Source organism: Bradyrhizobium sp. CCGB01, assembly GCF_024199795.1.
Lineage (GTDB): Bacteria > Pseudomonadota > Alphaproteobacteria > Rhizobiales > Xanthobacteraceae > Bradyrhizobium.
Genome location: NZ_JANADK010000001.1, coordinates 5,264,943 through 5,286,762, shown reverse-complemented (window position 1 = coordinate 5,286,762; position 21,820 = coordinate 5,264,943). Strand labels below are relative to the sequence as shown.

Sequence of the window (21,820 nt, the reverse complement as noted above, 5' to 3'; positions counted from 1 at the left end):
CCCGACAAGCCATGCAAGACACCAGGTTTGCACAAGAGGTCCTGCGCCTCGCTGCTTGGCGCGACGATATTGATGTCGCTGTCCGGGGCAGCCAGCACTCCGGCGACCGCCCAGCCGGCGCAAAAGCCCAACATCCTCTTCATCATGGGCGACGACATCGGCTGGATGCAGCCGAGTATTTACCATCGCGGCCTGATGGTCGGCGAAACGCCGAATATCGATCGCATCGGCAACGAGGGCGCGATGTTCGTCGACTACGTCGCCATGCAGAGCTGCACCTCGGGGCGCAACGCGTTCTTCACCGGCATGTATCCGCTACGCACGGGCATGATCCCGCCGCAGCTCCCCGGCAGCCCGTCCTACCTGCGGCCCGGCACGCCGGCGATTGCGAGATTCCTGCTCGATCTCGGCTACAACACCGGCGAGTTCGGCAAGAACCATCTTGGCGACCACACGGAATCCCTGCCGACGGCGCACGGCTTCCAGGAATACTGGGGTTACCTCTATCACCTCGACGCCATGCAACAGGTGAGCTTCCCCGACATCAACAAGACTCCGCTCCAGCAGACTGTTGCGCCGCCCTGCAAGAACACGCCGATCCCCGGCATCCCGGAAGTGCCCGGCGCGGTGGATCCCAAGACCACGCTGTGTCTGACACCCCCGCGCAACATCCTGTCGTGCAAATCCTCGGACGGCACCGGTAAGAACCAGATGTGCAGCGACGAGGGGCCGCTGACGCTGGACCGCTCCAGGACGGTGGACGAGGAGATCTCGGAAAAGGTCGTCAGCTTCCTCGATCGCAACGATCCCAAGAAGACGAACAAGCCCTTTTTCGTCTGGTACAACCCCGCACGCATGCACATCGTGACCGTGCTGCCGCCGAAATACGAGGCCATGGTGGGTGAGCGCGGTGGCAAGGACTGGGGCGTCAACGAAGCCGGCATGAAGCAGATGGACGACAACATCGGTGCTGTTCTCAAGAAGATCGACGACATGGGCCAGGCCGAGAATACGATCGTCGTGTTCACCACCGACAACGGTGCCGAGGCAATCTCATTCCCGGACGGTGGCGTAACCCCGTTCAAGGGCCAGAAGGGCGAGTCCTGGGAAGGCGGCTACCGGGCGCCGATGGTGATCAAGTGGCCGGGCGTCATCAAGCCAGGCACGGTGAAGAACCAGCTGTTCGCCGCCCTCGACTGGGTCCCTACGTTGGTGGACATCGCCGGCGGACCCAAGGGTGACGAGCTGAAGCAGCAGATCGAGGCGGGGCGGTACCCCGGCATCGTCAAGACCACCCTCGATGGCGTCGACCAGCGCGAATACCTCGAAGGCAAGTCGGAGAAGTCGGCCCGCGACTACTTCTTCTATTTCTCGGGGTCGACGCCGTCCGCGGTGCGGTACAAGAACTGGAAGATGTACTACACCATGTCGCAGCCCGGGCCGGCCGGCTGGCTGATGCCGCTCATCCCGTTCCACTTCACTCTCGTACAGAACATCAAGCGTGATCCTTTCGAGCAGAATGTCGGCATCGACCAGAAATCGGCCATGAGCCTGGGCGGCGCGCTCGGCGCCCCTGCGACCGCCATGCAATACGACTGGAACATGCTGCCGATCGGTCAGCGGCTGTGGCTCGCGCACCTAGAGAGCTACGAGAAGTTCCCGCCGCTACAGGAAGCCGCATCCTATAACCTCAGTCAGGTCCTGGAGCAGGTCAAGAAGGCCAATGCCCGTGCAGCGAGCGACTAGCTGCGTCGGACCGCGCATGAACTTGCGGGCGCCCCACGACGGGGCGCCCGCTCGCACGCACTTCAGTGTTGACCGGTAGCGACCGCACAATCGAAACGGATCGACAATGAAACAGCTCACGCGATTTCCGCGCCTTGACCGTCGCGAACTGCTCGCGTCTCTGGCGATGCTTCCGTTTCTATCTGCCGCTCTGCGTTCCACGTTCGCCATGGCCCAGACGCAAACCGGTCCTCTGCCATCCTGGAACGAGGGCCCGACGAAAGCTTCGATCGTCGAGTTCGTCGCGCGGGTCACAGAGAGTGGTGGGCCCTATTTCGTACCGCCCGATCAGCGCATCGCGACTTTCGACAATGACGGGACGCTCTGGATCGAACAGCCGATGTATGTGCAGCTCGCCTTTGTGCTGGATCGCGTGAAGGTTCTTGCGCCCATGCATCCGGAATGGAAGGACAAGCAGCCCTTCGCGGCAGTGCTGAACGGCGACTTGAAGGCGCTCGCAGCTGTCGGAGAAAAGGGCGTGGCCGAGCTGGTGGCGGTGACTCACGCCGGCATGACGACAGCGGAGTTTGAGAAGATCGTCACAGACTGGCTTGCGACCGCGCGTGATGGCCGCTTCAAGCGTCCCTACACCGAACTCGTCTATCAGCCCATGCTCGAATTGCTCGCCTACCTCCGCGCCAATGGCTTCAAGACCTTTATCGTGTCAGGCGGCGGCATCGAATTCATGCGGCCATGGACCGAGACGATTTATGGAGTGCCTCCCGAGCAGGTGGTCGGATCGTCAATCAAGACCCGATATGAAATGCGCGACAGCACGCCGGTTCTGTTTCGCTTGCCCGAGATCGATTTCATCGACGACAAGGCCGGCAAGCCGATCGGGATCAATAGCCACATCGGCCGGCGTCCGATCGCCGCATTCGGGAACTCCGATGGGGACCTGGAAATGCTGCAATGGGCGACGCTCGGTACCAGCGGCGCGCGGTTCGGCCTGATCGTCCACCATACCGATGCGGAACGTGAATATGCCTACGACCGCCAATCACATTTCGGCAAGCTCGATGTCGCTCTCGATGCCGCGGCGCCGAACAGGTGGACCGTTGTGGACATGAAGAAGGATTGGAAGAGGATTTTTTCGTTTGATTAGAGGCGAAGCCCATGCCGGGGAGGAAAAGGGCGAGGGCAAAAGGCACCCCAGATCCCTCCACCCCGCCAGAGCGGGTTTTCATGCGCGCCGTTGATTCCCCGCCTTCGGGGAAAGACAGCCGTAAGCGGGGTTGCGATCCGGCCGCTACGCCGTCGCCAGCTTCACGCCGAGCCGCCCCGCCAGCTCCTGCACGAACTGCCAGGCGACGCGGCCCGAGCGGGAGCCGCGCGTGGTCGACCATTCCAGTGCCTCACGCTCCAGCGCATCGTCGGCGACCTTGATGCCGAAATGGCCGCAATAGCCGCGCACCATGGCGAGGTATTCGTCCTGGCTGCAACGGTGGAAGCCGAGCCAGAGGCCGAAGCGATCCGACAGGGAGACCTTCTCCTCGACCGCTTCGCCGGGATTGATCGCGGTCGAGCGCTCGTTCTCGATCATGTCGCGCGCCAGCAGATGGCGGCGGTTGGAGGTGGCGTAGAGGATGACGTTCTCGGGCCGGCCCTCGATGCCGCCTTCGAGCACCGCCTTGAGCGACTTGTAGGACGCGTCATTGCCGTCGAAAGAGAGGTCGTCGATGAACACGATGAAACGGAAGCTGGCGTCGCGGAGCTTCTCCATCAGCAGCGGCAGCGTTTCGATGTCCTCGCGGTGGATCTCGATCAGCTTCAGTCTGTCGGCTGGCTTGCGGTCGGCGTTGATGCTGGCATGCGCCGCCTTCACCAGCGACGACTTGCCCATGCCGCGCGCGCCCCAGAGCAGGGCATTGTTGGCGGGCAGGCCGCCTGCGAAGCGCTCGGTGTTCTCCATCAGGATGTCGCGCATCCGGTCGACGCCCTTGAGCAGGAACAGCTCGACGCGGCTGACCCGCGGCACTGCCGAGAGGCGGCCGTCGGGGTGCCAGACGTAGGCATCCGCCCGCTCGAACGACTCGGGCTCGAGGGCCGGCTTTCCCTGGGCGGCGAGGTGCGCCGCGATGGTCTCCAGCGCGCGGACGATGCGCTCCTGGGAGAGGTCGGTGGGGGCTGCCGTGGGGCGTTTTGCCGCGACGCGGGCGGGCTTCTTGGCAGGGGTACGGGGGCCTTTGCCGGCCGGGCTTTTGCTTGGTTTTTTGGGCATGTCCGAAGTTCCTGAGAATGCAGCCTTATCGGGCCTGAGGGCGCGCCGCAAGGTGGCCAAATCGACGGTCTGGCAGCGTTGCAATTGGGGCAATGGCCGCTATAGTCCGCGCGAATTTGACCGAACCGGTCGCCTTTGAGGGCCTGACCGGTTCTCCCCCGTTCTCACGAGGATCGTCCGAATGTTCATTACCCCTGCGTATGCCCAGGCTGCGGGCGCCGGCGACACCAACAGCATGTTGATGTCGCTGCTGCCGTTCGCCCTGATCTTCGTGATCATGTACTTCCTGATTCTGCGTCCGCAGCAGAAGAAGGTCCGTGACCATGCCGACCTCGTGAAGAACATCCGCCGTGGCGACACCGTCGTGACCTCGGGCGGCCTCGTCGGCAAGGTCACCAAGGTCGTCGATGACGACCAGATCGAGTTCGAGATTTCCGATGGCGTGCGCGTGCGGCAGATGCGCCAGATGATCTCCGGCGTGCGCGCCAAGGGCGAGCCGGCCAAGGAAAGCGCCAAGGAAGCCGCCAAGGACGATACCGCGGCGAAGTGAACGCTTCCGCGAGCATCTCAAGTCTCCTGATCTGACAGGTCCAGTCGATGTTGTATTTCACGCGGTGGAGGGCGCTCGGGATTATCCTGACGGCGCTGATCGTGTGCCTCTGCGCGGTCCCGAACTTCTTCCCCGAGGCGCAGGTCAAGACCTGGCCCGCCTGGGCGCAGCGCCGGCTCGTGCTCGGCCTCGACCTCCAGGGCGGCTCCTATCTGCTGCTCGAGGTCGATTCCGCCTATGTGAAGAAGGAGCGGCTCGACCAGGTCCGCGACGACGTTCGCCGGACGCTGCGCGATGCCAAGATCGGCTTCACCGGCGGTGTGACCGTGCGCAACGACGCGGCCGAGGTTCGCATCACCAAGGAATCCGACGTGCAGCCGGCGCTCGCCAAGCTGCGCGAACTGTCTCAGCCGCTCGGCGGTCTGATGGGATCCAGCGGTCAGCGCGACCTTGAGGTCGCGGATGCCGGGGGCGGCGTGATCCGCCTGAGCATCCCGCAGGCGGCCATGCTCGACCGCATGCGCAAGACCATCGAGCAGTCGATCCAGATCGTCGAGCGCCGCGTCAACGAGCTCGGCACCGTCGAGCCCGTCATCCAGCGCCAGGGCAACGACCGCATTCTGGTGCAGGTCCCCGGTCTTCAGGATCCGACTCGCCTGAAGGAATTGCTGGGCAAGACCGCGAAGATGGAATTCCGCATGGTCGATACGTCCGTGCCGCCGGATCAGGCGCAGCAGGGACGGTTGCCTCCGGAATCCGAGCTGTTGATGAGCGCCTCGCCGCCGCCCACGCCCTATGTGGTCAAGAAGCAGGTGCTGGTGGCCGGCGGCGACCTGACCGATGCCCAGGCGAGCTTCGACCAGCGTACGGGTGAGCCGGTCGTCAGCTTCAAGTTCAATACCTCGGGTGCGCGCAAGTTCTCGCAGGCCACGCAAGAGAACGTGGGGCTGCCTTTCGCGATCGTGCTCGACAACAAGGTGATCTCGGCGCCCGTCATCCGCGAGCCCATCACTGGCGGCCAGGGCCAGATCTCCGGCAATTTCACCGTGCAATCGGCCAATGATCTCGCGATCCTGCTGCGCGCCGGCGCGCTGCCGGCGCCGCTCACGGTGGTCGAGGAGCGCACGGTCGGCCCGGGTCTCGGGCAGGACTCGATCGAGAAGGGCGAGCTTGCGGCCTATGTCGGCTCGATCCTGGTCATCATCTTCATGCTTTTGACCTACCGGCTGTTCGGGGTGTTCGCCAACATCGCGGTGGCCATCAACGTTGCCATGATCTTCGGCCTGCTGTCGCTGCTCAACGCCACGCTGACGCTGCCGGGCATCGCCGGTATCGTGCTCACCGTCGGCATCGCGGTCGACTCCAACGTGCTGATCTACGAGCGTATCCGCGAGGAACTGCGCGGCGGCCGCAACGCGATCTCGGCGATCGACGCCGGCTTCAAGCGGGCGCTCGCGACCATCCTCGATTCCAACATCACCACCTTCATTGCCGCCGCGGTGCTGTTCTACATCGGCACCGGCCCGGTGCGCGGCTTCGCCGTGACGCTCGGCATCGGCATCATCACCACGGTGTTCACCGCCTTTACCCTGACCCGGCTGATCGTCGCCTGGTGGGTGCGGTGGAAGCGGCCGCAGAGCGTGCCGATCTAGGAGCCTGATCGTGACTCACACCGTTCTCATCGGGCTCGGCGTCCTCATTGCCGTTCTCACCGTGGTCGCGGCGCTCGGCCTGCTGCCCTCGCTGCGCATCGTCCCGGACAATACCCATTTCGACTTCACGCGCTTCCGCCGCATCAGCTTCCCGATCTCGGCGGCGCTGTCGATCGTCGCGATCACGCTGTTCTTCACCCACGGCCTGAACCTCGGCATCGACTTCAAGGGCGGCACGCTGCTGGAGGTCAAGGCGAAGTCCGGAACCGCCGACATTGCTGCGATGCGCACCTCGCTCGACGCCCTTGGTCTGGGCGAAGTGCAGTTGCAGCAGTTCGGCGGACCCGAGAACGTCCTGATCCGCGTCGCGGAGCAGCCGGGCGGTGACGCCGCGCAGCAGGCAGCCTTGCAGAAGCTTCGTGGCGCGCTCGGCGACAGCGTCGACATTCAGCGCACCGAAGTGCTCGGTCCGCGCGTCGCCGGCGAGCTGCTCGCCTACGGCATGGTTGGCCTGATGCTCGCGATCGTCTCGATCCTGATCTATCTCTGGTTCCGCTTCGAGTGGCAGTTCGCGCTCGGCGCCATGATCGCCAACGTGCACGACATCGTGCTGACGATCGGCTTCATGTCGATCAGCCAGGTCGATTTCGACCTGACCAGCATCGCGGCACTTCTGACCATTCTCGGCTATTCGCTCAACGACACCGTCGTCATCTACGACCGTATCCGCGAAATGCTGCGCCGCTACAAGAAGATGCCGATGCCGCAGCTGCTCAACGAGTCCATCAACTCGACGCTGTCGCGTTCCATCATCACCCACTTCACGGTGACGCTGGCGCTGCTGGCACTGCTGCTGTTCGGCGGTCACGCCATTCACAGCTTCACCGCAGTGATGATGTTCGGCGTGGTGCTGGTCGGCACCTATACCTCGATCTTCATCGCGGCCCCGATCCTGATCTATCTCGGCGTCGGCGAGCATCGCGAAGATGCGCCCGACACGGCTGCGCCGGCGAAGAAAAGCAAGGCATGATCCGAACCGCATGCCCTCGCACGCGTTTGCGAGGGCGATGAGCTCATTCGGACGAAACTGATGGTCGGCGATCCCAACGCTCCGCATTTCCCGCGCTCGGCGCCGATCGAGGCCTATGGCAAGGGCGGCTTCGCCTTTGCCGGCATGTCGCATCGCGGATCGCTGCTGTGCCTGCCCGACGCAATCTGGGCCTGGGACGTGACGGACCCCGGCAGGATCGACCGCTATTCGCTGGATCGCGTCTTCACGGCGGCCAACAGCATCGACACGCTTCTGATCGGCACCGGAACCGGGGTCTGGTTGCCGCCGCCGGAGCTGCGGCAGGCGCTCAAGGCGGTGAGGGTGGTGCTGGATACGATGCAGACCGGTCCTGCCGTGCGCACCTACAACATCATGATCGGCGAGCGGCGCCGCGTCGCGGCCGCGCTGATCGCCGTGCCATGAGCAGCGCTGCGCCGCCCGACAACGTTACTTTCTGCGCCGATCTCGTGCGCAGCCACGATTTTCCGCGCTATGCCGCGACCCTGTTCGCGCCCGCCGCGGAGCGCCGCGCGCTGCTGGCGCTCTATGCCTTCAATGTCGAGATCGTCCGCGTCCGCGACCAGGTGAGCCAGCCGTTGCCCGGCGAGATCCGCTTCCAATGGTGGACTGACCTGTTCTCGGGTCTCGTCCACGGCAGCGCCGAGGGCAATCCGGTGGCGGCGGAACTGCTGCGCGCGGTTCGCGATTTCGACCTGCCGGTGGAGCCGCTGTCGCTGCTGGTCGATGAGCACCAGTTCGACCTCTACAACGATCCGATGCCGACGCTGACGGCGCTGGAGGGCTATCTGGCGGCGACCTCATCGGCATTGCTCGGTCTGGCGGCGCAGGTGATGGCGCCGCCGTCGGAGGCCGTCGAGCATCTCGCCCGTCATGCCGGGCTGGCGCAGGGCATCGTGCAGGTGATCGCCAATCTGCCGCGCGACTCGGCGCACCGGCAGTTGTTCCTGCCGCAGCAGCTGCTGGCGAGCCACGGCTGCCAGATAGAAGACGTGTTCGCCGGCAAGGAGACGCCGAATCTGCATGCGGTGCTGGGCCAGCTCGTGGGCGAAGCCGAGCGGCATTTGACGACGGCCATGTCGCTGCTGGCGGAGGTGCCGACGTCGGCACGGCCTGCGTTTCTGCCGCTGAGCCAGGTACGGGCGGACCTCAAGCGCCTGTCGCAACCCGGGCGCAATCCGTTTGCGCCGCAGCCGTCGTCGCGGCTGCGTACGCTGTGGACGCTGTGGCGGGCTTCACGTTCTCGGGAATTTACCAAATAGCGGCTGGCTTATCGCCCCGAACCGCCAGATGCTCTATGCTGTCCTATGGCTGAGTTGTCCCAAAGCACGTCGTCCGATCTCAGCGGCTTTCCGGTCGCACCTGAAGACATTCATGCCGCCGCCGACACCATCCGCGGCGCCGTCGTCGAGACGCCCTGTAGCTACAGCCGCACGCTGAGCAACATCTGCGGCTGCGACATCTGGCTGAAATTCGAGAACCTCCAGTTCACGTCCTCGTTCAAGGAGCGGGGCGCGCTCAACCGGCTCACCGCGCTGACGCGGGAGGAGCGTGCGCGCGGCGTCATCGCAATGTCGGCGGGCAACCACGCGCAGGGCGTCGCCTATCACGCCAAGCGGCTCGGCATTCCCGCCACCATCGTCATGCCGGTCGGCACGCCCATGGTGAAGGTCGAGAACACGAAGCACCACGGCGCGGAGGTGGTGGTGACGGGCGCGACGCTGGAGGAGGCGGCCGCGTACGCGCGCAGCCACGGCGAAGCCCGCGGCATGATCTTCGTCCATCCCTATGATGATCCGCTTGTCATCGCGGGGCAGGGAACGGTCGGACTCGAGATGCTGAAGGCGGTGCCGGAGCTCGATACGCTGGTGGTCCCGATCGGCGGCGGCGGCCTGATCAGCGGCATCGGCATTGCCGCGAAATCGATCAAGCCGTCGTTGCGGATATTGGGCGTCGAGGCCTGGCTGTATCCCTCGATGTACAACGCCATCCATGATGGCAATCTGCCCGCGCGCGGCGATACGCTCGCCGAAGGCATCGCGGTGAAATCGCCGGGCAAGATCACCACCGAGATCGTCCGCCGCCTCGTCGACGACATCGCGCTGGTCAACGAAGCCGAGCTCGAGCGCGCGGTCGCGACCCTGATCTCGATCGAGAAGACGGTCGTGGAGGGCGCCGGCGCCGCCGGCCTTGCCGCGCTGATGTCCGATACGTCCCGCTTCGCTGGCCAGAAGGTTGGCCTGGTGCTGAGCGGCGGCAACATCGACACGAGGCTGATCGCATCCGTCCTCACGCGTGAGCTGGCACGCGAAGGACGGCTGACCCAGCTGTCGCTCGATATCCCTGACAGGCCCGGGCAGCTCGCCGCGGTGGCGTCGCTGCTGGCCGAGGCCGGCGCCAACATCATCGAGGTCTCGCATCAGCGGACCTTCTCCGATCTGCCGGCCAAGGCGACGCTGCTCCAGCTCGTCATCGAGACCCGCGACAGCGCGCATCTCGACGAGGTCATGGCCAAGCTCGGTGCATCCGGACTGAGCGCGCGCTGCACCTGAGCGCCGTTATCGCGGCGCCAGGCCCGCGATGTGGCTGACCAGCCGGTCGATCTCGGCTTCCGTATTGTAGTAGTGCGGGGAGGCCCGCACGACGTTCGGCAGCGAGCGCATTTCGGCGTCGATCCGGGTGCTCGCGGGATCCGAGGCGCCGATGGTGATGCCGGCCGCGGCGGCGCTGCTGACAATGCGATCCGCCTCGTGTCCCTCCATCGTGAAGCTGACGATGGCACCCGGCGTACGTCCGAGGTCGCGAATGGTGACGCCGCTGACGGCAGCGAGGCCGCTGCGAAGACGGCTCGAGAGCAGGCGACAGCGCTGTTCGATGGGGCCGATGCCGACCTCGAGGGCATAGTCGACAGCCGCGCCCAGACCAAGCCGGGCTGCGTAGTTGTTTTCCCAGTTCTCGAAGCGGCGGGCGTCGTCCCGTAGTTGATATTGGTCCCGCGAGACCCAGGGCGCCGCGAAGTGGTCGATCATCGGTGGCTCGAGCTGCTGCAGCAGCGGCCGGCGGACGTAAAGGAAGCCGGTGCCGCGCGGACCGCGGAGGAATTTGCGTCCCGTCGCCGACAACATGTCACAGCCAATGGCTTCGACGTCGACCGTCATCTGGCCGACCGCCTGGCAGGCGTCGAGCAGATAGGGAATGCCCCGCGCCCGCGCGATCCTGCCGATCGCCGCCGCGGGATTGACCAGCCCGCCATTGGTCGGAACCCAGGTGATGGCGATCAGTTTCACGTGCTCATCGATCATGCGTTCGAGCGCATGGACGTCGAGCTCGCCGCTGGAATCGCTCGGCACCACGTCGACGACCGCGCCCGTGCGTTTGGCGACCTGCAGGAACGCGACGTAATTGGCGGCATATTCCGCCTCGGCGGTCAGGATGCGGTCGCCCTTGCGAAACGAAAGCGAATAAAACGCCATCTGCCAGGCAACCGTCGCGTTCTCCACGAGGGCGATTTCATCAGGCGCGGCATTCAGCAGACGCGCCACCGAGCCGTAAACCGCGTTAAGCCGGCCGGCTTCGCGGTCAGCGGCGGCATAACCGCCGATCTCGCTCTCCAGATCGATATGTCGCTTCATCGCCTCCACGACGGGCGTCGGCATGAGGGCCGCGCCTGCATTGTGGAGATATGCGAGCCGGGAGGCGGCCGGCGTGTCGGCCCGAATTTGGTCGATGTCGATCATGTGCTGGTCTCCGCCTCTGCTACCCCGGTCCGATGAATTAGGCGGGATGGCGGGCTCGGGCAAGCCTGCGCATTGCTTGGAACAAAATGGCGGATTTGCACTCTGCGTTGGCATCCGATTCTAAAATCATCCGCTCCAGGCTGGAAATTTGGGAAATCAGGGGGTGTCGAAGGCTATATCCTCCCGCGTCGGGAAACAGACCATGCAGGACAAAACGCAGTCGTCGCGCTCGACGAGCGGGACACCCAGGATCAACATCGCCAGACGGATCGACCTTACGACCCTGCGGCTGTTCATCGCCATCTGCGAAGAAGGCAATTTGACGCGCGCCTCGCAGCGCGAGGCGATCGCGCCATCCGCCGTCAGCAAGCGCATGCACGATCTCGAGGAGGTGCTCGAGGTCGCCCTGTTCGAGCGACATCCGAACGGCATGGCGCTGACACCGGCGGGTGAATCGTTGCTGCATCATGCACGCGTGACGCTGCTCAACGTCGAGAAGATCGCAGTCGACATGGCCGAGCATGCGCGCGGCGTGCGCGGGCATGTGCGGATGCTGGCCAATCTGTCGTCGATCGTCGAGTTCCTCCCCGACGATCTGCCCGGCTTCTTCCGCTCGCACGAACTGGTGCGCCTCGACCTGCAGGAACGGCCGAGCGCCGATGTCGTCCGCGGTGTCGAGGAGGGCGTGGCCGAAATCGGCATCTGCTCGGCGGATGTGTCGACGCGCGGGCTGGAGCGGTTCTCCTATCGGCGTGACCGCCTCGTCATCGTGGTGCGGTCCGATCATCCGCTTGCGTCGGCGAAAGACGTTTCGTTTGCCGATACGCTCGATTACGACCATGTCGGCCTGTTTGCGACGAGCTCCATCTACCTGCGCTCGCAATACACCGCGCAGCAGATCGGCAAGTCGATCCGGTTGCGGGTCCATGTTCCCGGATTCGATGCGGTGTGCCGGATGGTGCAGGCCGGCATGGGCATTGGCCTCATCCCGGATCGTGCGTTCGAGGTCCTCAGTCACGGCATGAACCTGACCGCCATCGAGCTGAGCGACGACTGGGCCGATCGCGAACTGGTGCTGGTTGCGAGGGATCCCGCCGGGTTGTCGGCGACGAGCCAGCTGATGCTCGATCATCTGCGGACACCGGACAGCAGGCCGCACTGACTGCGCTCTTCATGTCGTTCGTCATCCGCGAACGCGTGTTCATCAAAGGATATTGGACTTAAGACCTCACACTCGGCGACACCACGATCAAAGACGATCGAGGAGCGCCAGACGTGCACGGACCATTATCCGGAATACGAGTCGTCGAACTCGGAACATTGATCGCTGCGCCGTTTGCCGCGCGGCTGTTCGCCGAATTCGGCGCCGAAGTCATCAAGATCGAGCAGCCCGGCAGCGGTGATCCCTTGCGCACATGGCGCAAGCTGCATCAGGGCACCTCGCTCTGGTGGTACCTGCAATCGCGCAACAAGAAATCGATCGCGATCGACCTGAAATCGCCTGATGGCCGCGACGTGGCGCTGCGCCTGGCCGCGCAAGCCGATGTCGTGATCGAGAACTTCAAGCCGGGCAGCCTCGAGAAGCTCGGCCTCGGCTGGGACGTGCTGTCAAAGCTCAACCCCGACCTCACGCTCGTGCGCATTTCCGGCTACGGGCAGACCGGCCCTTATCGCGACCGCTCCGGGTTCGGTGCGATCGGCGAAGCCATGGGGGGCTTGCGCTTCACCACGGGCGATCCGGACAGCCCGCCGGCGCGGGTCGGAATCAGCATCGGGGACAGCCTTGCGTCCCTTCACGGCGTGATCGGTGCGCTGATGTCGCTGCTCCGCGTCAAGACCGGGCAGGGGCGAGGGCAGGTCGTCGACGTCTCGCTCTACGAGAGCGTGTTCAATCTGATGGAGAGCCTGGTCCCCGAATACGACCTCATGGGTCATGTCAGGAGCCGCACGGGCGGCGCGCTGCCGGGCATCAGTCCATCCAATACGTACCCGAGCTCGGATGGCCGCCACGTCGTGATTGCCGGCAACAGCGACGCGATCTTCCGGCGCCTGATGCGGGTGGTCGGCCGTCCGGACCTCGCCGACGATCCCGCGCTTGCCAGCAACGACGGACGTGTCCGCAACAACGCCTTGCTCGATGCCGCCATTACGGCGTGGACGTCGGAACGGTCCATGGACGAGATCCTCGTGCGCCTCGATGCGGCGGATGTACCCGCGGGCCGGATCTATTCGGTTGCCGATATCGTCGACGATCCCCACTACGCCGCGCGGGAGATGATCCTGCCGACCGAGCTGCCGGGCGACGTCACCGTGAAGATGCCGGGCATTGCGCCGAAGCTTTCCGACACGCCCGGCGCGGTCCGATGGCCCGGGCCGACGCTGGGCCAGCATACCGACGAGGTGCTGACGGGCCTCGGCTTGCAGGCGGGCGATATCGCGCAGCTGCGCCGAAGCGGAGCGGTGCAATGACGGCAACACCGCCCGACATCCTGATCCAGGAAGTCGCCCCGCGCGATGGCCTCCAGATCGAGGCGAAGTGGGTCGAAACCGCCAAAAAAATATGGCTGATCAATTCGCTTTCGGCCATCGGATTCGGCCGCATCGAGGTCTCCTCGTTCGTATCGGCCGCGGCCGTTCCATCGTTGCGGGACGCGGCGGAGGTGTTCGCCGGTATCGAGCGGCGTCCCGGCACGATCTACACGGCGCTCATCCCGAACCGGAAGGGTGCCGAGCTGGCGCTGGCGGCGCGCGCCGACGAGCTCAATTTCGTGATGTCGGCGAGTGAAACGCACAACCGCGCCAACATGAACATGACGCACGCGCAATCGCTGGCGTCGCTCTCCGAGATCGTGAAGCCGGCCCATGCAGGCGGCGCGTCGGTCAATGCCACCGTCGCAGCCGCATTCGGCTGTCCGTTCGAAGGCGTGCAGCCGTTCGAGAAGGTGCGCGACATCGTTAGGCGCTACCTCGATCTCGGCGCAGACGGCGTCACGCTCGCCGATACCACGGGCATGGCCAATCCCAATCAGGTGTCGAAGCTGGTGGCCGAGGTCCTAACGCTGGTCCCTGCGGACAGGCTCACGGTTCACTTCCACAACACGCGCGGTCTCGGACTGGTCAATGTTCTCTCGGCCTATGACGCGGGCGCGCGCCGCTTCGATGCGGCGCTCGGCGGTCTTGGGGGATGTCCGTTCGCACCGGGCGCGACCGGCAACGTCTGCACCGAGGACCTCGTCAATCTCTGTCATGAAACGGGCTTGCGGACCGGCCTCGATCTGCAGCGCCTGATCGATCTCTCGTTCCGATTGCCGGGACTGGTCGGACACGAGGTGCCGGGGCAGGTCGCCAAGGCTGGCCGCCCCCTCGACCTGCATCCCATACCCGAACGTTTGCGGCGCTCAGGCTGAGCGACCGCGATCAAATTCAAAACATAATGGAGGAAACCATGACTATTGCCACGGCGGCGACCGCCGACCTCGAGACTGGACTCACAGAGCACCAGGTCATCAAGAAGATCGCGTGGCGGCTGATGCCGCTGATCATCGTCTGCTACTTCTTTGCGTTCTTCGACCGCGTCAACATCAGCTTCGCCAAGGCTGCACTGCAGGCCGATCTCGGCCTCAGCAACACGGCCTATGGCTTCGGCGCCAGCCTGTTCGTGGTCGGCTACGTCCTGTTGGAGGTGCCGAGCAACATGCTGCTTTATCGCTTCGGCGCGCGGCGCTGGATCGCGCGCATCATGATCTCCTGGGGACTGGCGACGGCTGCCATGGTGTTCGTCCAGAGCGAATGGCAGTTCTACGCGCTGCGCTTCGTGATCGGCGCCATGGAGGCGGGATTTGCTCCCGGCATTCTCTATTACCTGACGCTCTGGTTTCCGAAGTCGCATCGCGGACGCATGACGTCCGTGTTCTTTCTCGCCACGGCGTTTTCGGGGATCATCGGCGCGCCGATCTCGGGTCTCATCCTCAACTACCTGAACGGGCTGCACGGTCTCGCCGGCTGGCAATGGCTGTTCCTGGCCGGTGGCATTCCGTGCGTTGCGCTGGGCATCGTCGTGCTGCTGCGCTTCGACGACGGGATCGAGCAGGCCGAATGGCTGAGCGACGACGAGCGCCGGCTGATCTTGGTACAGCTCGATCGTCAGAAGAGCGAGATCGGCGAGCACTCGGCATGGCGGTCGCTGCTCATGCCGGGCGTGCTGCTGCTCGGATTCATCTACTTCCTGATCCAGATCGCGTCTTACGGCCTCAATTTCTGGGCGCCTGACCTGATCAAGGCCGCCGGCGGAGGCAGCGCAGCCGCGATCGGCTTCCTGACCGCCGTGCCCTATATCTGCGGCGCGATCTGCATGATCGTTGTGGGCCGTTTATCCGACGCCTCGGGCGAACGCCCGAAGTTCGTCGCGGGCCTGGTTCTGGCCGCAGCGGTAGGCTTCTTCGCCTCCGGTGTATTCGACAGGAACGTCGTCACGCTGGTTGGTGCACTCGCGATCCTCGGCGGCGGCGTGGTCGCGGCCATTCCAACCTTCTGGACGCTGCCTCCGAAGATTCTCACCGGCGCGGGCGCAGCCAGCGGCATCGCGCTCATCAACACGCTGGGACAGGTCGGCGGCATCGTCAGCCCGGTCATGGTCGGCTCGGTCAAGGATATGACCGGCAGCACGACACCGGCGCTCTACGTCATCGGCGGCCTTTGCGTGCTCTGCGCGATGCTACTGCTGACGGTGCTTCCGCGGGACCTGAAAGCCAGGGATGTTGCGGAACCCGCGCGATAGGGGCTGCGGCAATCGGCGCGCCTTGGTGAGGCGCGTCCAAGAGGGTATCTAGGCGAAGTCGATCACGCTGCGCTCCGATCTCAACGGGCTGCGGTGTGATTGGCCTGAAACCAAAGGGAACGCGCAATGGCGAAGAACACGATTTGCCTCTGGTACGACAAGGACGCCGAGGCAGCTGCCCGCTTCTATTCCGAAACGTTTCCCGATAGCGCCGTGAGTGCCGTTCACCGTGCGCCCAGCGACTACCCGTCCGGGAAGGCCGGCGATGTGCTGACGGTCGAGTTCACGGTGGCCGGCGTTGCCTGTCTCGGCCTCAACGGCGGTCCGATCTTCAAGCACAACGAGGCCTTCTCGTTCCAGATCGCAACCGACGACCAGGAAGAGACCGACCGCTACTGGAACGCCATCGTCGGCAATGGCGGGCAGGAGAGCGCCTGCGGCTGGTGCAAGGACCGATGGGGCGTTTCCTGGCAGATCACGCCGCGCGCGCTGACCGAGGCGCTGGCGGCCGGCGGCGCCGAGGCCAAGCGCGCGTTCGACGCGATGATGGGGATGACGAAGATCGACGTCGCCGCGATCGAGGCCGCGCGTCGCGGCTAATGTGATCGCGCCTCAGATGCAGAGGCTGAGCAGCTTGATGTGGCAGCCGCTGGACTTGGGCTTGGGCTTGCTCGCGGGCGCGGCTTCGCGCTTCACGGCGACCAGCGGTTCGGTGTCTTTCTTGCCTTTGCCCTTGCCCTTCGGCTCGTAATCGCCCGCGATCACCATCGCCCAATAGGTGCGCTTGCCGCTTGCATTCCTGGCGCTCGCGATGCCGACCCGGGAGGCGTTGTGCAGCAAGAGGTTCTTGCGGTGCCCGGACGAGTCGATCCACTGGCCCAGCGTCTTCTCGAAATTGTCGTAGCCGTAGGCGATGTTCTCGGCCGCGCGTCCCGCGCCGGCCGGTGCGACGCGCCGGTTGAACGGGCCGAGGGCGTCGTGGCTGAGATCGTCCTTCGCCGCCATCGCGCGGGCCTGATCCATGGCGATGCGGTCGAGGGTCGAGTCGCGGACGACGCGGACTTCGCCATGCTTGAGGCGGAAGCTCGAAATCAGCTCGGAGGGGGATTCGGCCATTGCGGGCGCAGTAGCCAGCAGCAGGAGGCCGGCGATGAGGCCGCCAACCCCACGATGCATTATCGTCCCCCGCATGCCCATAGCCCCGCCAAGCCTGCCTGTTCCCGATCGCTTCTCTATCGCCAATGTGGACGCTTCAAGGCACCAGCGCGCCGCGCTAGCTGGTCGGCAGGTCCGCCTCGAAATTGAAGCGGTCGCGCAGGTTCTTGCGCTGCTCCAGGATGTCCTTGAGGAAGGCGCGGTCCTGGTCGTTCTTCATCATCGGCTCGATCAGATCGAGCTGGTTCATGGCGACCAGCTGCAGGATCTCGGTCCGCGGCTTGCCGCTGCCATCACGGGGCAGCGCGTGGACGACCTGGATGTGCTCCGGCGGCTTCGGGCCCTTCGCAGCGGTGAGCTCGCTCCGAAGCTCGCCCTCGAGCGTGGCCAGATCGGCCTCGACGAAGGCATAGAGCCCGACGCCGGAGCGGCGGTCGGCAAACGCGACGATGGCGGTGTCGCGCACGGCCGGATTCTTGCGGATCAGCTCGGCCAGCACCGGCGCGTCGTTGACCAGCCGGCGGCCGCCGCCCTCGCGGTCGGTGAAATTGAACAGGCCGCGCGTGATCGCGCGGTAGACTTTCTTGCCGGTGGCGAGCCACAGGCTTGCCGCGAACGATTTCTTGGCGAGGATTTTTCGTTCGCGCGGCGTCAGCGATTCCGGCGCATAAGAGCGCTTGTGCTTGAGCAGATGGCGGAGATCTTCATACGCGAGGATGCGATAGAGCCGGCCGCGGCGATTGAAGCAGGCCGCGAGCTGGAAGTCGGTCACATAGGCGCGGCCGTCGCGACCGACCAGCCAGTTCTGTTCCTTGGCGAGATCGTTGTGGCAGATGCCGGCGCGGCGCAGCCGGCGCAGCGCCGCCTTGGCCGAGCGGAAATAGGCGAGATCGCCATGCGGCTTGGCCAGATGCAGCGCAACGCCGTCGACGAAGCCGCGCACCAGCGCGCGGCGGCCGGCCCACAGCAGCTCAGGGCCGACATTCAGCCCCTTGGCGAGGGCGAGCGCATGCTTCTCGCGTGCGAACAGGTGGCGCGCCAGCAGGAATGACCACCACGGCACTTCGTCGAGCCGGCGCAGCACCGCGTCGACCTCGCCGCTGTCGCCGCGGAAGCGACCGCGCTCGACGGTCGAGAACACGTCGCGCTTCAGCAGCACGCCCTCGGTCCAGCGCGCCGACAGTGTCGCGGCGTCGTCTTTGGGGAGACTCATCGTAAACTCACGCGGCTGCGGCAATGCGCAGATGATCGGCGATCCAGCGGTCGAGATCGGCGAGCGCCAGTGCGCTCATCGCCTGCTTCTTGGCCACCGTCTTCTCGTTGCCGCGCAGCCGCGTGCCGTCGGGCTTCTTCGTCGGTGCGCTCGCAAGTGGCGGAAACAGGCCGAAATTGATGTTCATCGGCTGGAACGAGCGTGTGCCCGGCTCGATGGTCTCGATATGGCCGCCGGTGATGTGGCCGAGCAGCGACCCGAGCGCTGTGGTGCCCGGCGGGCTCCCAAGCGTCTCGCCGCGCGCATCTGCCGCCGCATAGAGACCGGCAATCAAGCCGACGCTTGCGGATTCCACATAGCCCTCGCAACCCGTCATCTGGCCCGCGAAACGCAGCCGCGGCTGTGCGCGGAGACGCAACTGGCCGTCGAGCAGTTTTGGCGAGTTGAGGAAGGTGTTGCGATGCAGGCCGCCGAGGCGGGCGAATTCGGCCTTCTCCAGCCCTGGAATGGTGCGGAAGATGCGCTGCTGCTCGCCATATTTCAGCTTCGTCTGGAAGCCGACGATGTTGTAGAGCGTGCCGAGCTTGTTGTCCTGCCGCAGCTGCACGATCGCGTAGGCTTTCGTGGTGGGATCGTGCGGATTGGTGAGGCCGACGGGTTTCATCGGGCCGTGGCGCAGCGTCTCGGGGCCGCGCTCCGCCATCACCTCGATCGGCAGGCAGCCGTCGAAATAGGGCGTGTTGGTCTCCCACTCCTTGAACTCGGTCTTCTCGCCGGCGATCAGCGCCGCAACGAAGCCGTCATACTGCTCCTTGGTCATCGGGCAGTTGATGTAGTCGGCGCCGTTGCCGCCGGGGCCGACCTTGTCATAGCGCGACTGGAACCAGGCCACCGACATGTCGATGGACTCCCGATGCACGATCGGCGCGATCGCGTCGAAGAAGGCGAGCGCGTTTTCGTCGGTCAGCTCGCGGATGGCGTCGGCCAGCGGCGCGGAGGTGAGGGGACCGGTCGCAACGATGACGTTGCTCCAGTCGGCCGGCGGCAGGCCTGAAACCTCGCCGCGGGCGATCTCGATCAGGGGGTGGTCGTTGAGCGCCTTGGTGACGGCCGCCGAGAAGCCGTCGCGGTCGACCGCGAGCGCGCCGCCGGCGGGCACCTGGTTGGCGTCGGCCGCGCGCATGATCAGCGAGTCGAGCCGGCGCATTTCGGCGTGCAGCAGGCCGACGGCGTTATTGGCGGCGTCGTCCGAGCGGAACGAGTTGGAGCAGACCAGCTCGGCAAGCCCGTCGGTGCGGTGCGCCTCGGTCATGCGGGTCGGCCGCATCTCGTGCAGCACCACGGGCACGCCTGATTTGGCGACCTGCCAGGCGGCTTCGGAACCGGCAAGGCCGGCGCCGATGACGTGCACGGTGTTGGATAGGGGTCCTGTCATGGGGCGGACAGGTAGCGCTTTTCGGCGGTCAGTGGAATCGCCGAGATCGAGTTTTCTGCCATCAGAAACGACAACGCCCGCACGAGGCGGGCGCTATCGGTTCGTCCGGTGAAGGGCTGAACGATATCAGCCCTGATACTGACCGGCGGCAACGCGCGGGATGTCCGAGCGATCGAGGCCGATGTCGGCCAGTTCGCGATCGCTGAGCTGGGACAGCTCGGCAACATTACGCTGATAGTCCCGGAAAGCCTGGATCATGCGGATGAGCGAGAGCAGCATTGGTAGTCTCCTGTAGTTCGATTCAGCCCTTGCCCGGGCCTCATCGTTGAAATGAATATAGGTGAGAGTGGTGCAGTGCGAAAGTTCCGATGTTGCGATGCAGCTAAGCGTGGGGTGCATAGCGGTGGTAACGGACGATTAACCCGACGGCACTCCCGCCCAAAGGGTAGGCGGAAGCGGGATTGGATTGCCATAAAGCCCCGTGAATTCACGGATTTAGTTCAGTCGATCCGGTTCCCTCAAGGGAGGAAATAGGTTGCGTTCCAATCCCTCGCAAGGCAATCGAGCAGCTTCTGCGCCCAAGTCTCGCATGCACGAATCGCATGATGAAAAAGCGACAATTGTGAATTTAAATTCATTTATTGGTCGTGAGCGATCGGCAGGACGATTCGCCTCGCTCGGGGTCTGGCGAATCCGCCCGACGAGGGGGCAGCAAGGCTTGGACGCCCTGATCCGGCCTCGTTTCAGACCGCAACACCTCGCTGTTGCAGTGCACACACGCCGAGCGTGTGGCGTTCATTACAAGGGTGTAATGAAAATCAGAATTTTCGCATGCGCCTCTGCGCCGCGCGCAACATCACGCAATTCTCGCGAGGAATTTATTGCGGCAAGTTGCCGCGCCCGGAGGAAAGTCATGTCGCAGATTCCGGCAATGTCGCTGGTTCTGTCTCAAGAACAAGAGAAGGGAAGTAACATCATGACGAAGTTACTCGGGGTTATCGCAATTGCCGCCGTCGCGTTCGCTGTCGCGCCGGCCCAGGCCGCCAAGCACGCCATGGGCGGCTGCAGCTCGGCCAACCTGGAGAAGACGGAGACCGCGATCGAGAACATGGCCGACGGCGACAGCAAGTTCGTTGCGCAGAAGGAGATCGCGGCCGCGCAGGACGCGCTGCTCAACGGCAAGATGGGTGTGTGCGGTGCGCACCTGAACAAGGCGATGCACGCCACCATGGGCAAATAGAAACGTCGCGAGGTCAACGCTACCCAAGAGAGGGCCGGTCGCCGGGCGATCGGCCCTACACGTTTGCCAGGTATCCTAAGGGGCGCGCGCGAGCTGGGTCGCGAACGAGGCGACCGTCTTGGAGTAGACCTCGCTCTTATTCCACTGCTGCAGCACTGCGAAATTCGGAGCGCCGGGCTGCCAATCCTTGCCGCGCTGCCAGCCATAGCCGGCAAGATAATTGGCGGTGGAGGCGAGCACGTCCGGCGCGTTGTGCAGGAGGTCGCGCTTGCCGTTGCCGTCGAAATCGACGGCGTATTTCATCCAGGACGACGGCATGAACTGGGTCTGGCCGAGCTCGCCGGCCCAGGCGCCCTTCATGTCGGCCGGTGCGAGGTCGCCGCGCTGGACGATGCGCAGCGCATCCAGCAGCTCTGCGCGAAACTGGTCGGAACGGCGGCAATCATAGGCCAGCGTCGCCAGCGAGCGAATGGTCGCGAACTTGCCGGTGTTGACGCCGAAATCGGTCTCGAGACCCCAGATCGCGACCAGCACCTCGCCCGGCACGCCGTAGGTCTGCTCGATGCGGGAGAGCACCGAGCCGTATTGCTTCATCATGTTGGAGCCGCGCGTCATCCGCGGCGGCACCATCCGGCCGGAAAACTCTTCGAACGTCTGGGTGAAGACCTTTTGCGAGCGGTCGCGATTGAGCACGCTCTGATCGAGCGTCACGCCGGCAAGCCCCGCGGTGATGGCCTGCTGCGAGATGCCTTTGGCCGCGGCGTCGGTTTTGAAGTCCGCGAGCCAGGCGTCGAAATTGCCCGAGCCACAGGCGACAGCGGCAAGGGCTGGCTGGGCGGACAGGATGGATGCGGAGAGGGCGAAGGCTGCGAGAGCGAGACGAGAAATCGTCGGGGTCATCAGATGAAATGGATTCCGTGAAGTGGTCTGGCCGGCGGGCGCAATCTCGGTTGTAACCGCGGCCAAAGCAAGGCGTATGACAGTGC

General features: G+C 64.7%; 21 protein-coding genes. 14 read left to right on the top strand and 7 right to left on the bottom strand.

Annotation, left to right across the window (positions count from 1 at the left end; genetic code table 11):
* Positions 1 to 72: 72 nt before the first annotated feature.
* Positions 73 to 1,746, top strand: a complete 1,674-nt coding sequence (locus NLM25_RS24390) for an arylsulfatase (protein ID WP_254141257.1) — start codon at positions 73 to 75, stop codon at positions 1,744 to 1,746.
* Between the two features lie 106 nt (positions 1,747 to 1,852).
* A complete protein-coding gene (locus NLM25_RS24385; protein WP_254138675.1) occupies positions 1,853 to 2,890 on the top strand; it encodes an HAD family phosphatase in 1,038 nt (345 codons plus the stop codon).
* A gap of 144 nt (positions 2,891 to 3,034) precedes the next feature.
* On the opposite strand, the gene NLM25_RS24380 is transcribed toward NLM25_RS24385, so the two are convergent.
* On the bottom strand, positions 3,035 to 4,006 hold the full coding sequence (locus tag NLM25_RS24380) for an ATP-binding protein (RefSeq protein WP_254138674.1): 972 nt from the start codon (positions 4,004 to 4,006) through the stop codon (positions 3,035 to 3,037).
* A 181-nt stretch (positions 4,007 to 4,187) separates the two neighbouring features.
* Here NLM25_RS24380 and yajC point away from each other — a divergent pair, with 181 nt between their 5' ends.
* From yajC to NLM25_RS24350, 6 genes are read left to right on the top strand one after another with little or no spacing between them, the layout of a single operon-like run.
* A complete protein-coding gene (yajC, locus tag NLM25_RS24375; RefSeq protein WP_254119764.1) occupies positions 4,188 to 4,556 on the top strand; it encodes a preprotein translocase subunit YajC in 369 nt (122 codons plus the stop codon).
* 47 nt (positions 4,557 to 4,603) lie between these two features.
* Positions 4,604 to 6,208 carry a protein translocase subunit SecD gene (gene secD, locus NLM25_RS24370; protein WP_254119763.1) on the top strand — a complete coding sequence of 535 codons (1,605 nt, stop codon included), beginning with the start codon at positions 4,604 to 4,606 and terminating at the stop codon, positions 6,206 to 6,208.
* 10 nt (positions 6,209 to 6,218) lie between these two features.
* Positions 6,219 to 7,238 carry a protein translocase subunit SecF gene (gene secF, locus NLM25_RS24365; RefSeq protein WP_254138673.1) on the top strand — a complete coding sequence of 340 codons (1,020 nt, stop codon included), beginning with the start codon at positions 6,219 to 6,221 and terminating at the stop codon, positions 7,236 to 7,238.
* Positions 7,239 to 7,298: 60 nt separating this feature from the next.
* Entirely contained in the window at positions 7,299 to 7,682 is a 384-nt protein-coding gene (locus NLM25_RS24360; protein ID WP_254138672.1) for an Mth938-like domain-containing protein, read from the top strand.
* A complete protein-coding gene (locus NLM25_RS24355; RefSeq protein ID WP_254138671.1) occupies positions 7,679 to 8,539 on the top strand; it encodes a phytoene/squalene synthase family protein in 861 nt (286 codons plus the stop codon). Before NLM25_RS24360 ends, NLM25_RS24355 begins: the two co-directional genes overlap by 4 nt.
* Before the next feature lie 45 nt (positions 8,540 to 8,584).
* Complete coding sequence (locus NLM25_RS24350; RefSeq protein ID WP_254138670.1) at positions 8,585 to 9,829, top strand: threonine ammonia-lyase; 1,245 nt, start codon at positions 8,585 to 8,587, stop codon at positions 9,827 to 9,829.
* A 6-nt stretch (positions 9,830 to 9,835) separates the two neighbouring features.
* Here the strand turns inward: NLM25_RS24350 and NLM25_RS24345 are convergent, their stop codons facing one another.
* Positions 9,836 to 11,014 (bottom strand): aminotransferase class V-fold PLP-dependent enzyme, encoded by a 1,179-nt coding sequence (locus NLM25_RS24345; RefSeq protein ID WP_254138669.1) that lies wholly within the window; start codon positions 11,012 to 11,014, stop codon positions 9,836 to 9,838.
* 202 nt (positions 11,015 to 11,216) lie between these two features.
* Between NLM25_RS24345 and NLM25_RS24340 the strand changes: the two genes are divergently transcribed.
* The 5 genes from NLM25_RS24340 (at position 11,217) to NLM25_RS24320 (ending at position 16,391) form a co-directional block, all read left to right on the top strand.
* Positions 11,217 to 12,176 (top strand): LysR family transcriptional regulator, encoded by a 960-nt coding sequence (locus NLM25_RS24340; RefSeq protein WP_254119751.1) that lies wholly within the window; start codon positions 11,217 to 11,219, stop codon positions 12,174 to 12,176.
* 113 nt (positions 12,177 to 12,289) lie between these two features.
* Complete coding sequence (locus NLM25_RS24335) at positions 12,290 to 13,483, top strand: CaiB/BaiF CoA-transferase family protein (protein ID WP_309143611.1); 1,194 nt, start codon at positions 12,290 to 12,292, stop codon at positions 13,481 to 13,483.
* The gene (locus NLM25_RS24330; protein WP_254138667.1) at positions 13,480 to 14,421 is read left to right on the top strand and encodes a hydroxymethylglutaryl-CoA lyase; all 942 of its coding nucleotides are present in this window, start codon (positions 13,480 to 13,482) and stop codon (positions 14,419 to 14,421) included. Before NLM25_RS24335 ends, NLM25_RS24330 begins: the two co-directional genes overlap by 4 nt.
* Positions 14,422 to 14,459: 38 nt before the next feature.
* Positions 14,460 to 15,791: an MFS transporter gene (locus tag NLM25_RS24325; RefSeq protein WP_254119748.1), complete on the top strand. Its 1,332-nt coding sequence runs from the start codon at positions 14,460 to 14,462 to the stop codon at positions 15,789 to 15,791.
* Positions 15,792 to 15,917: 126 nt separating this feature from the next.
* A complete protein-coding gene (locus NLM25_RS24320; RefSeq protein WP_254138666.1) occupies positions 15,918 to 16,391 on the top strand; it encodes a VOC family protein in 474 nt (157 codons plus the stop codon).
* Between the two features lie 12 nt (positions 16,392 to 16,403).
* Here NLM25_RS24320 and NLM25_RS24315 read toward each other — a convergent pair whose 3' ends face one another.
* From NLM25_RS24315 to NLM25_RS24300, 4 genes are all read right to left on the bottom strand, one after another.
* Entirely contained in the window at positions 16,404 to 16,967 is a 564-nt protein-coding gene (locus tag NLM25_RS24315; RefSeq protein WP_254138665.1) for a CAP domain-containing protein, read from the bottom strand.
* 97 nt (positions 16,968 to 17,064) lie between these two features.
* Positions 17,065 to 18,159 (bottom strand): serine/threonine protein kinase, encoded by a 1,095-nt coding sequence (locus NLM25_RS24310; protein WP_254138664.1) that lies wholly within the window; start codon positions 18,157 to 18,159, stop codon positions 17,065 to 17,067.
* Between the two features lie 7 nt (positions 18,160 to 18,166).
* The gene (trmFO, locus tag NLM25_RS24305; RefSeq protein ID WP_254138663.1) at positions 18,167 to 19,594 is read right to left on the bottom strand and encodes a methylenetetrahydrofolate--tRNA-(uracil(54)-C(5))-methyltransferase (FADH(2)-oxidizing) TrmFO; all 1,428 of its coding nucleotides are present in this window, start codon (positions 19,592 to 19,594) and stop codon (positions 18,167 to 18,169) included.
* Between the two features lie 126 nt (positions 19,595 to 19,720).
* On the bottom strand, positions 19,721 to 19,873 hold the full coding sequence (locus NLM25_RS24300; RefSeq protein ID WP_007590701.1) for a DUF1127 domain-containing protein: 153 nt from the start codon (positions 19,871 to 19,873) through the stop codon (positions 19,721 to 19,723).
* Positions 19,874 to 20,507: 634 nt separating this feature from the next.
* On the opposite strand from NLM25_RS24300, the gene NLM25_RS24295 reads away from it, so the two are divergent.
* The gene (locus NLM25_RS24295) at positions 20,508 to 20,834 is read left to right on the top strand and encodes a hypothetical protein (protein WP_254138662.1); all 327 of its coding nucleotides are present in this window, start codon (positions 20,508 to 20,510) and stop codon (positions 20,832 to 20,834) included.
* Positions 20,835 to 20,909: 75 nt separating this feature from the next.
* Here NLM25_RS24295 and NLM25_RS24290 read toward each other — a convergent pair whose 3' ends face one another.
* Positions 20,910 to 21,734: a lytic murein transglycosylase gene (locus tag NLM25_RS24290; protein WP_254119736.1), complete on the bottom strand. Its 825-nt coding sequence runs from the start codon at positions 21,732 to 21,734 to the stop codon at positions 20,910 to 20,912.
* Positions 21,735 to 21,820: the final 86 nt, after the last annotated feature.

Coding starts and splice junctions, on each gene's coding strand:
- NLM25_RS24390 (WP_254141257.1), top strand. CDS start 73: ATGTCGCTGTCCGGGGCAGCCAGCACTCCGGCGACCGCCCAGCCGGCG.
- NLM25_RS24385 (WP_254138675.1), top strand. CDS start 1,853: ATGAAACAGCTCACGCGATTTCCGCGCCTTGACCGTCGCGAACTGCTC.
- NLM25_RS24380 (WP_254138674.1), bottom strand. CDS start 4,006: ATGCCCAAAAAACCAAGCAAAAGCCCGGCCGGCAAAGGCCCCCGTACC.
- yajC (WP_254119764.1), top strand. CDS start 4,188: ATGTTCATTACCCCTGCGTATGCCCAGGCTGCGGGCGCCGGCGACACC.
- secD (WP_254119763.1), top strand. CDS start 4,604: ATGTTGTATTTCACGCGGTGGAGGGCGCTCGGGATTATCCTGACGGCG.
- NLM25_RS24360 (WP_254138672.1), top strand. CDS start 7,299: ATGGTCGGCGATCCCAACGCTCCGCATTTCCCGCGCTCGGCGCCGATC.
- NLM25_RS24355 (WP_254138671.1), top strand. CDS start 7,679: ATGAGCAGCGCTGCGCCGCCCGACAACGTTACTTTCTGCGCCGATCTC.
- NLM25_RS24350 (WP_254138670.1), top strand. CDS start 8,585: ATGGCTGAGTTGTCCCAAAGCACGTCGTCCGATCTCAGCGGCTTTCCG.
- NLM25_RS24345 (WP_254138669.1), bottom strand. CDS start 11,014: ATGATCGACATCGACCAAATTCGGGCCGACACGCCGGCCGCCTCCCGG.
- NLM25_RS24340 (WP_254119751.1), top strand. CDS start 11,217: ATGCAGGACAAAACGCAGTCGTCGCGCTCGACGAGCGGGACACCCAGG.
- NLM25_RS24330 (WP_254138667.1), top strand. CDS start 13,480: ATGACGGCAACACCGCCCGACATCCTGATCCAGGAAGTCGCCCCGCGC.
- NLM25_RS24325 (WP_254119748.1), top strand. CDS start 14,460: ATGACTATTGCCACGGCGGCGACCGCCGACCTCGAGACTGGACTCACA.
- NLM25_RS24320 (WP_254138666.1), top strand. CDS start 15,918: ATGGCGAAGAACACGATTTGCCTCTGGTACGACAAGGACGCCGAGGCA.
- NLM25_RS24315 (WP_254138665.1), bottom strand. CDS start 16,967: ATGCATCGTGGGGTTGGCGGCCTCATCGCCGGCCTCCTGCTGCTGGCT.
- NLM25_RS24310 (WP_254138664.1), bottom strand. CDS start 18,159: ATGAGTCTCCCCAAAGACGACGCCGCGACACTGTCGGCGCGCTGGACC.
- trmFO (WP_254138663.1), bottom strand. CDS start 19,594: ATGACAGGACCCCTATCCAACACCGTGCACGTCATCGGCGCCGGCCTT.
- NLM25_RS24300 (WP_007590701.1), bottom strand. CDS start 19,873: ATGCTGCTCTCGCTCATCCGCATGATCCAGGCTTTCCGGGACTATCAG.
- NLM25_RS24295 (WP_254138662.1), top strand. CDS start 20,508: ATGTCGCAGATTCCGGCAATGTCGCTGGTTCTGTCTCAAGAACAAGAG.
- NLM25_RS24290 (WP_254119736.1), bottom strand. CDS start 21,734: ATGACCCCGACGATTTCTCGTCTCGCTCTCGCAGCCTTCGCCCTCTCC.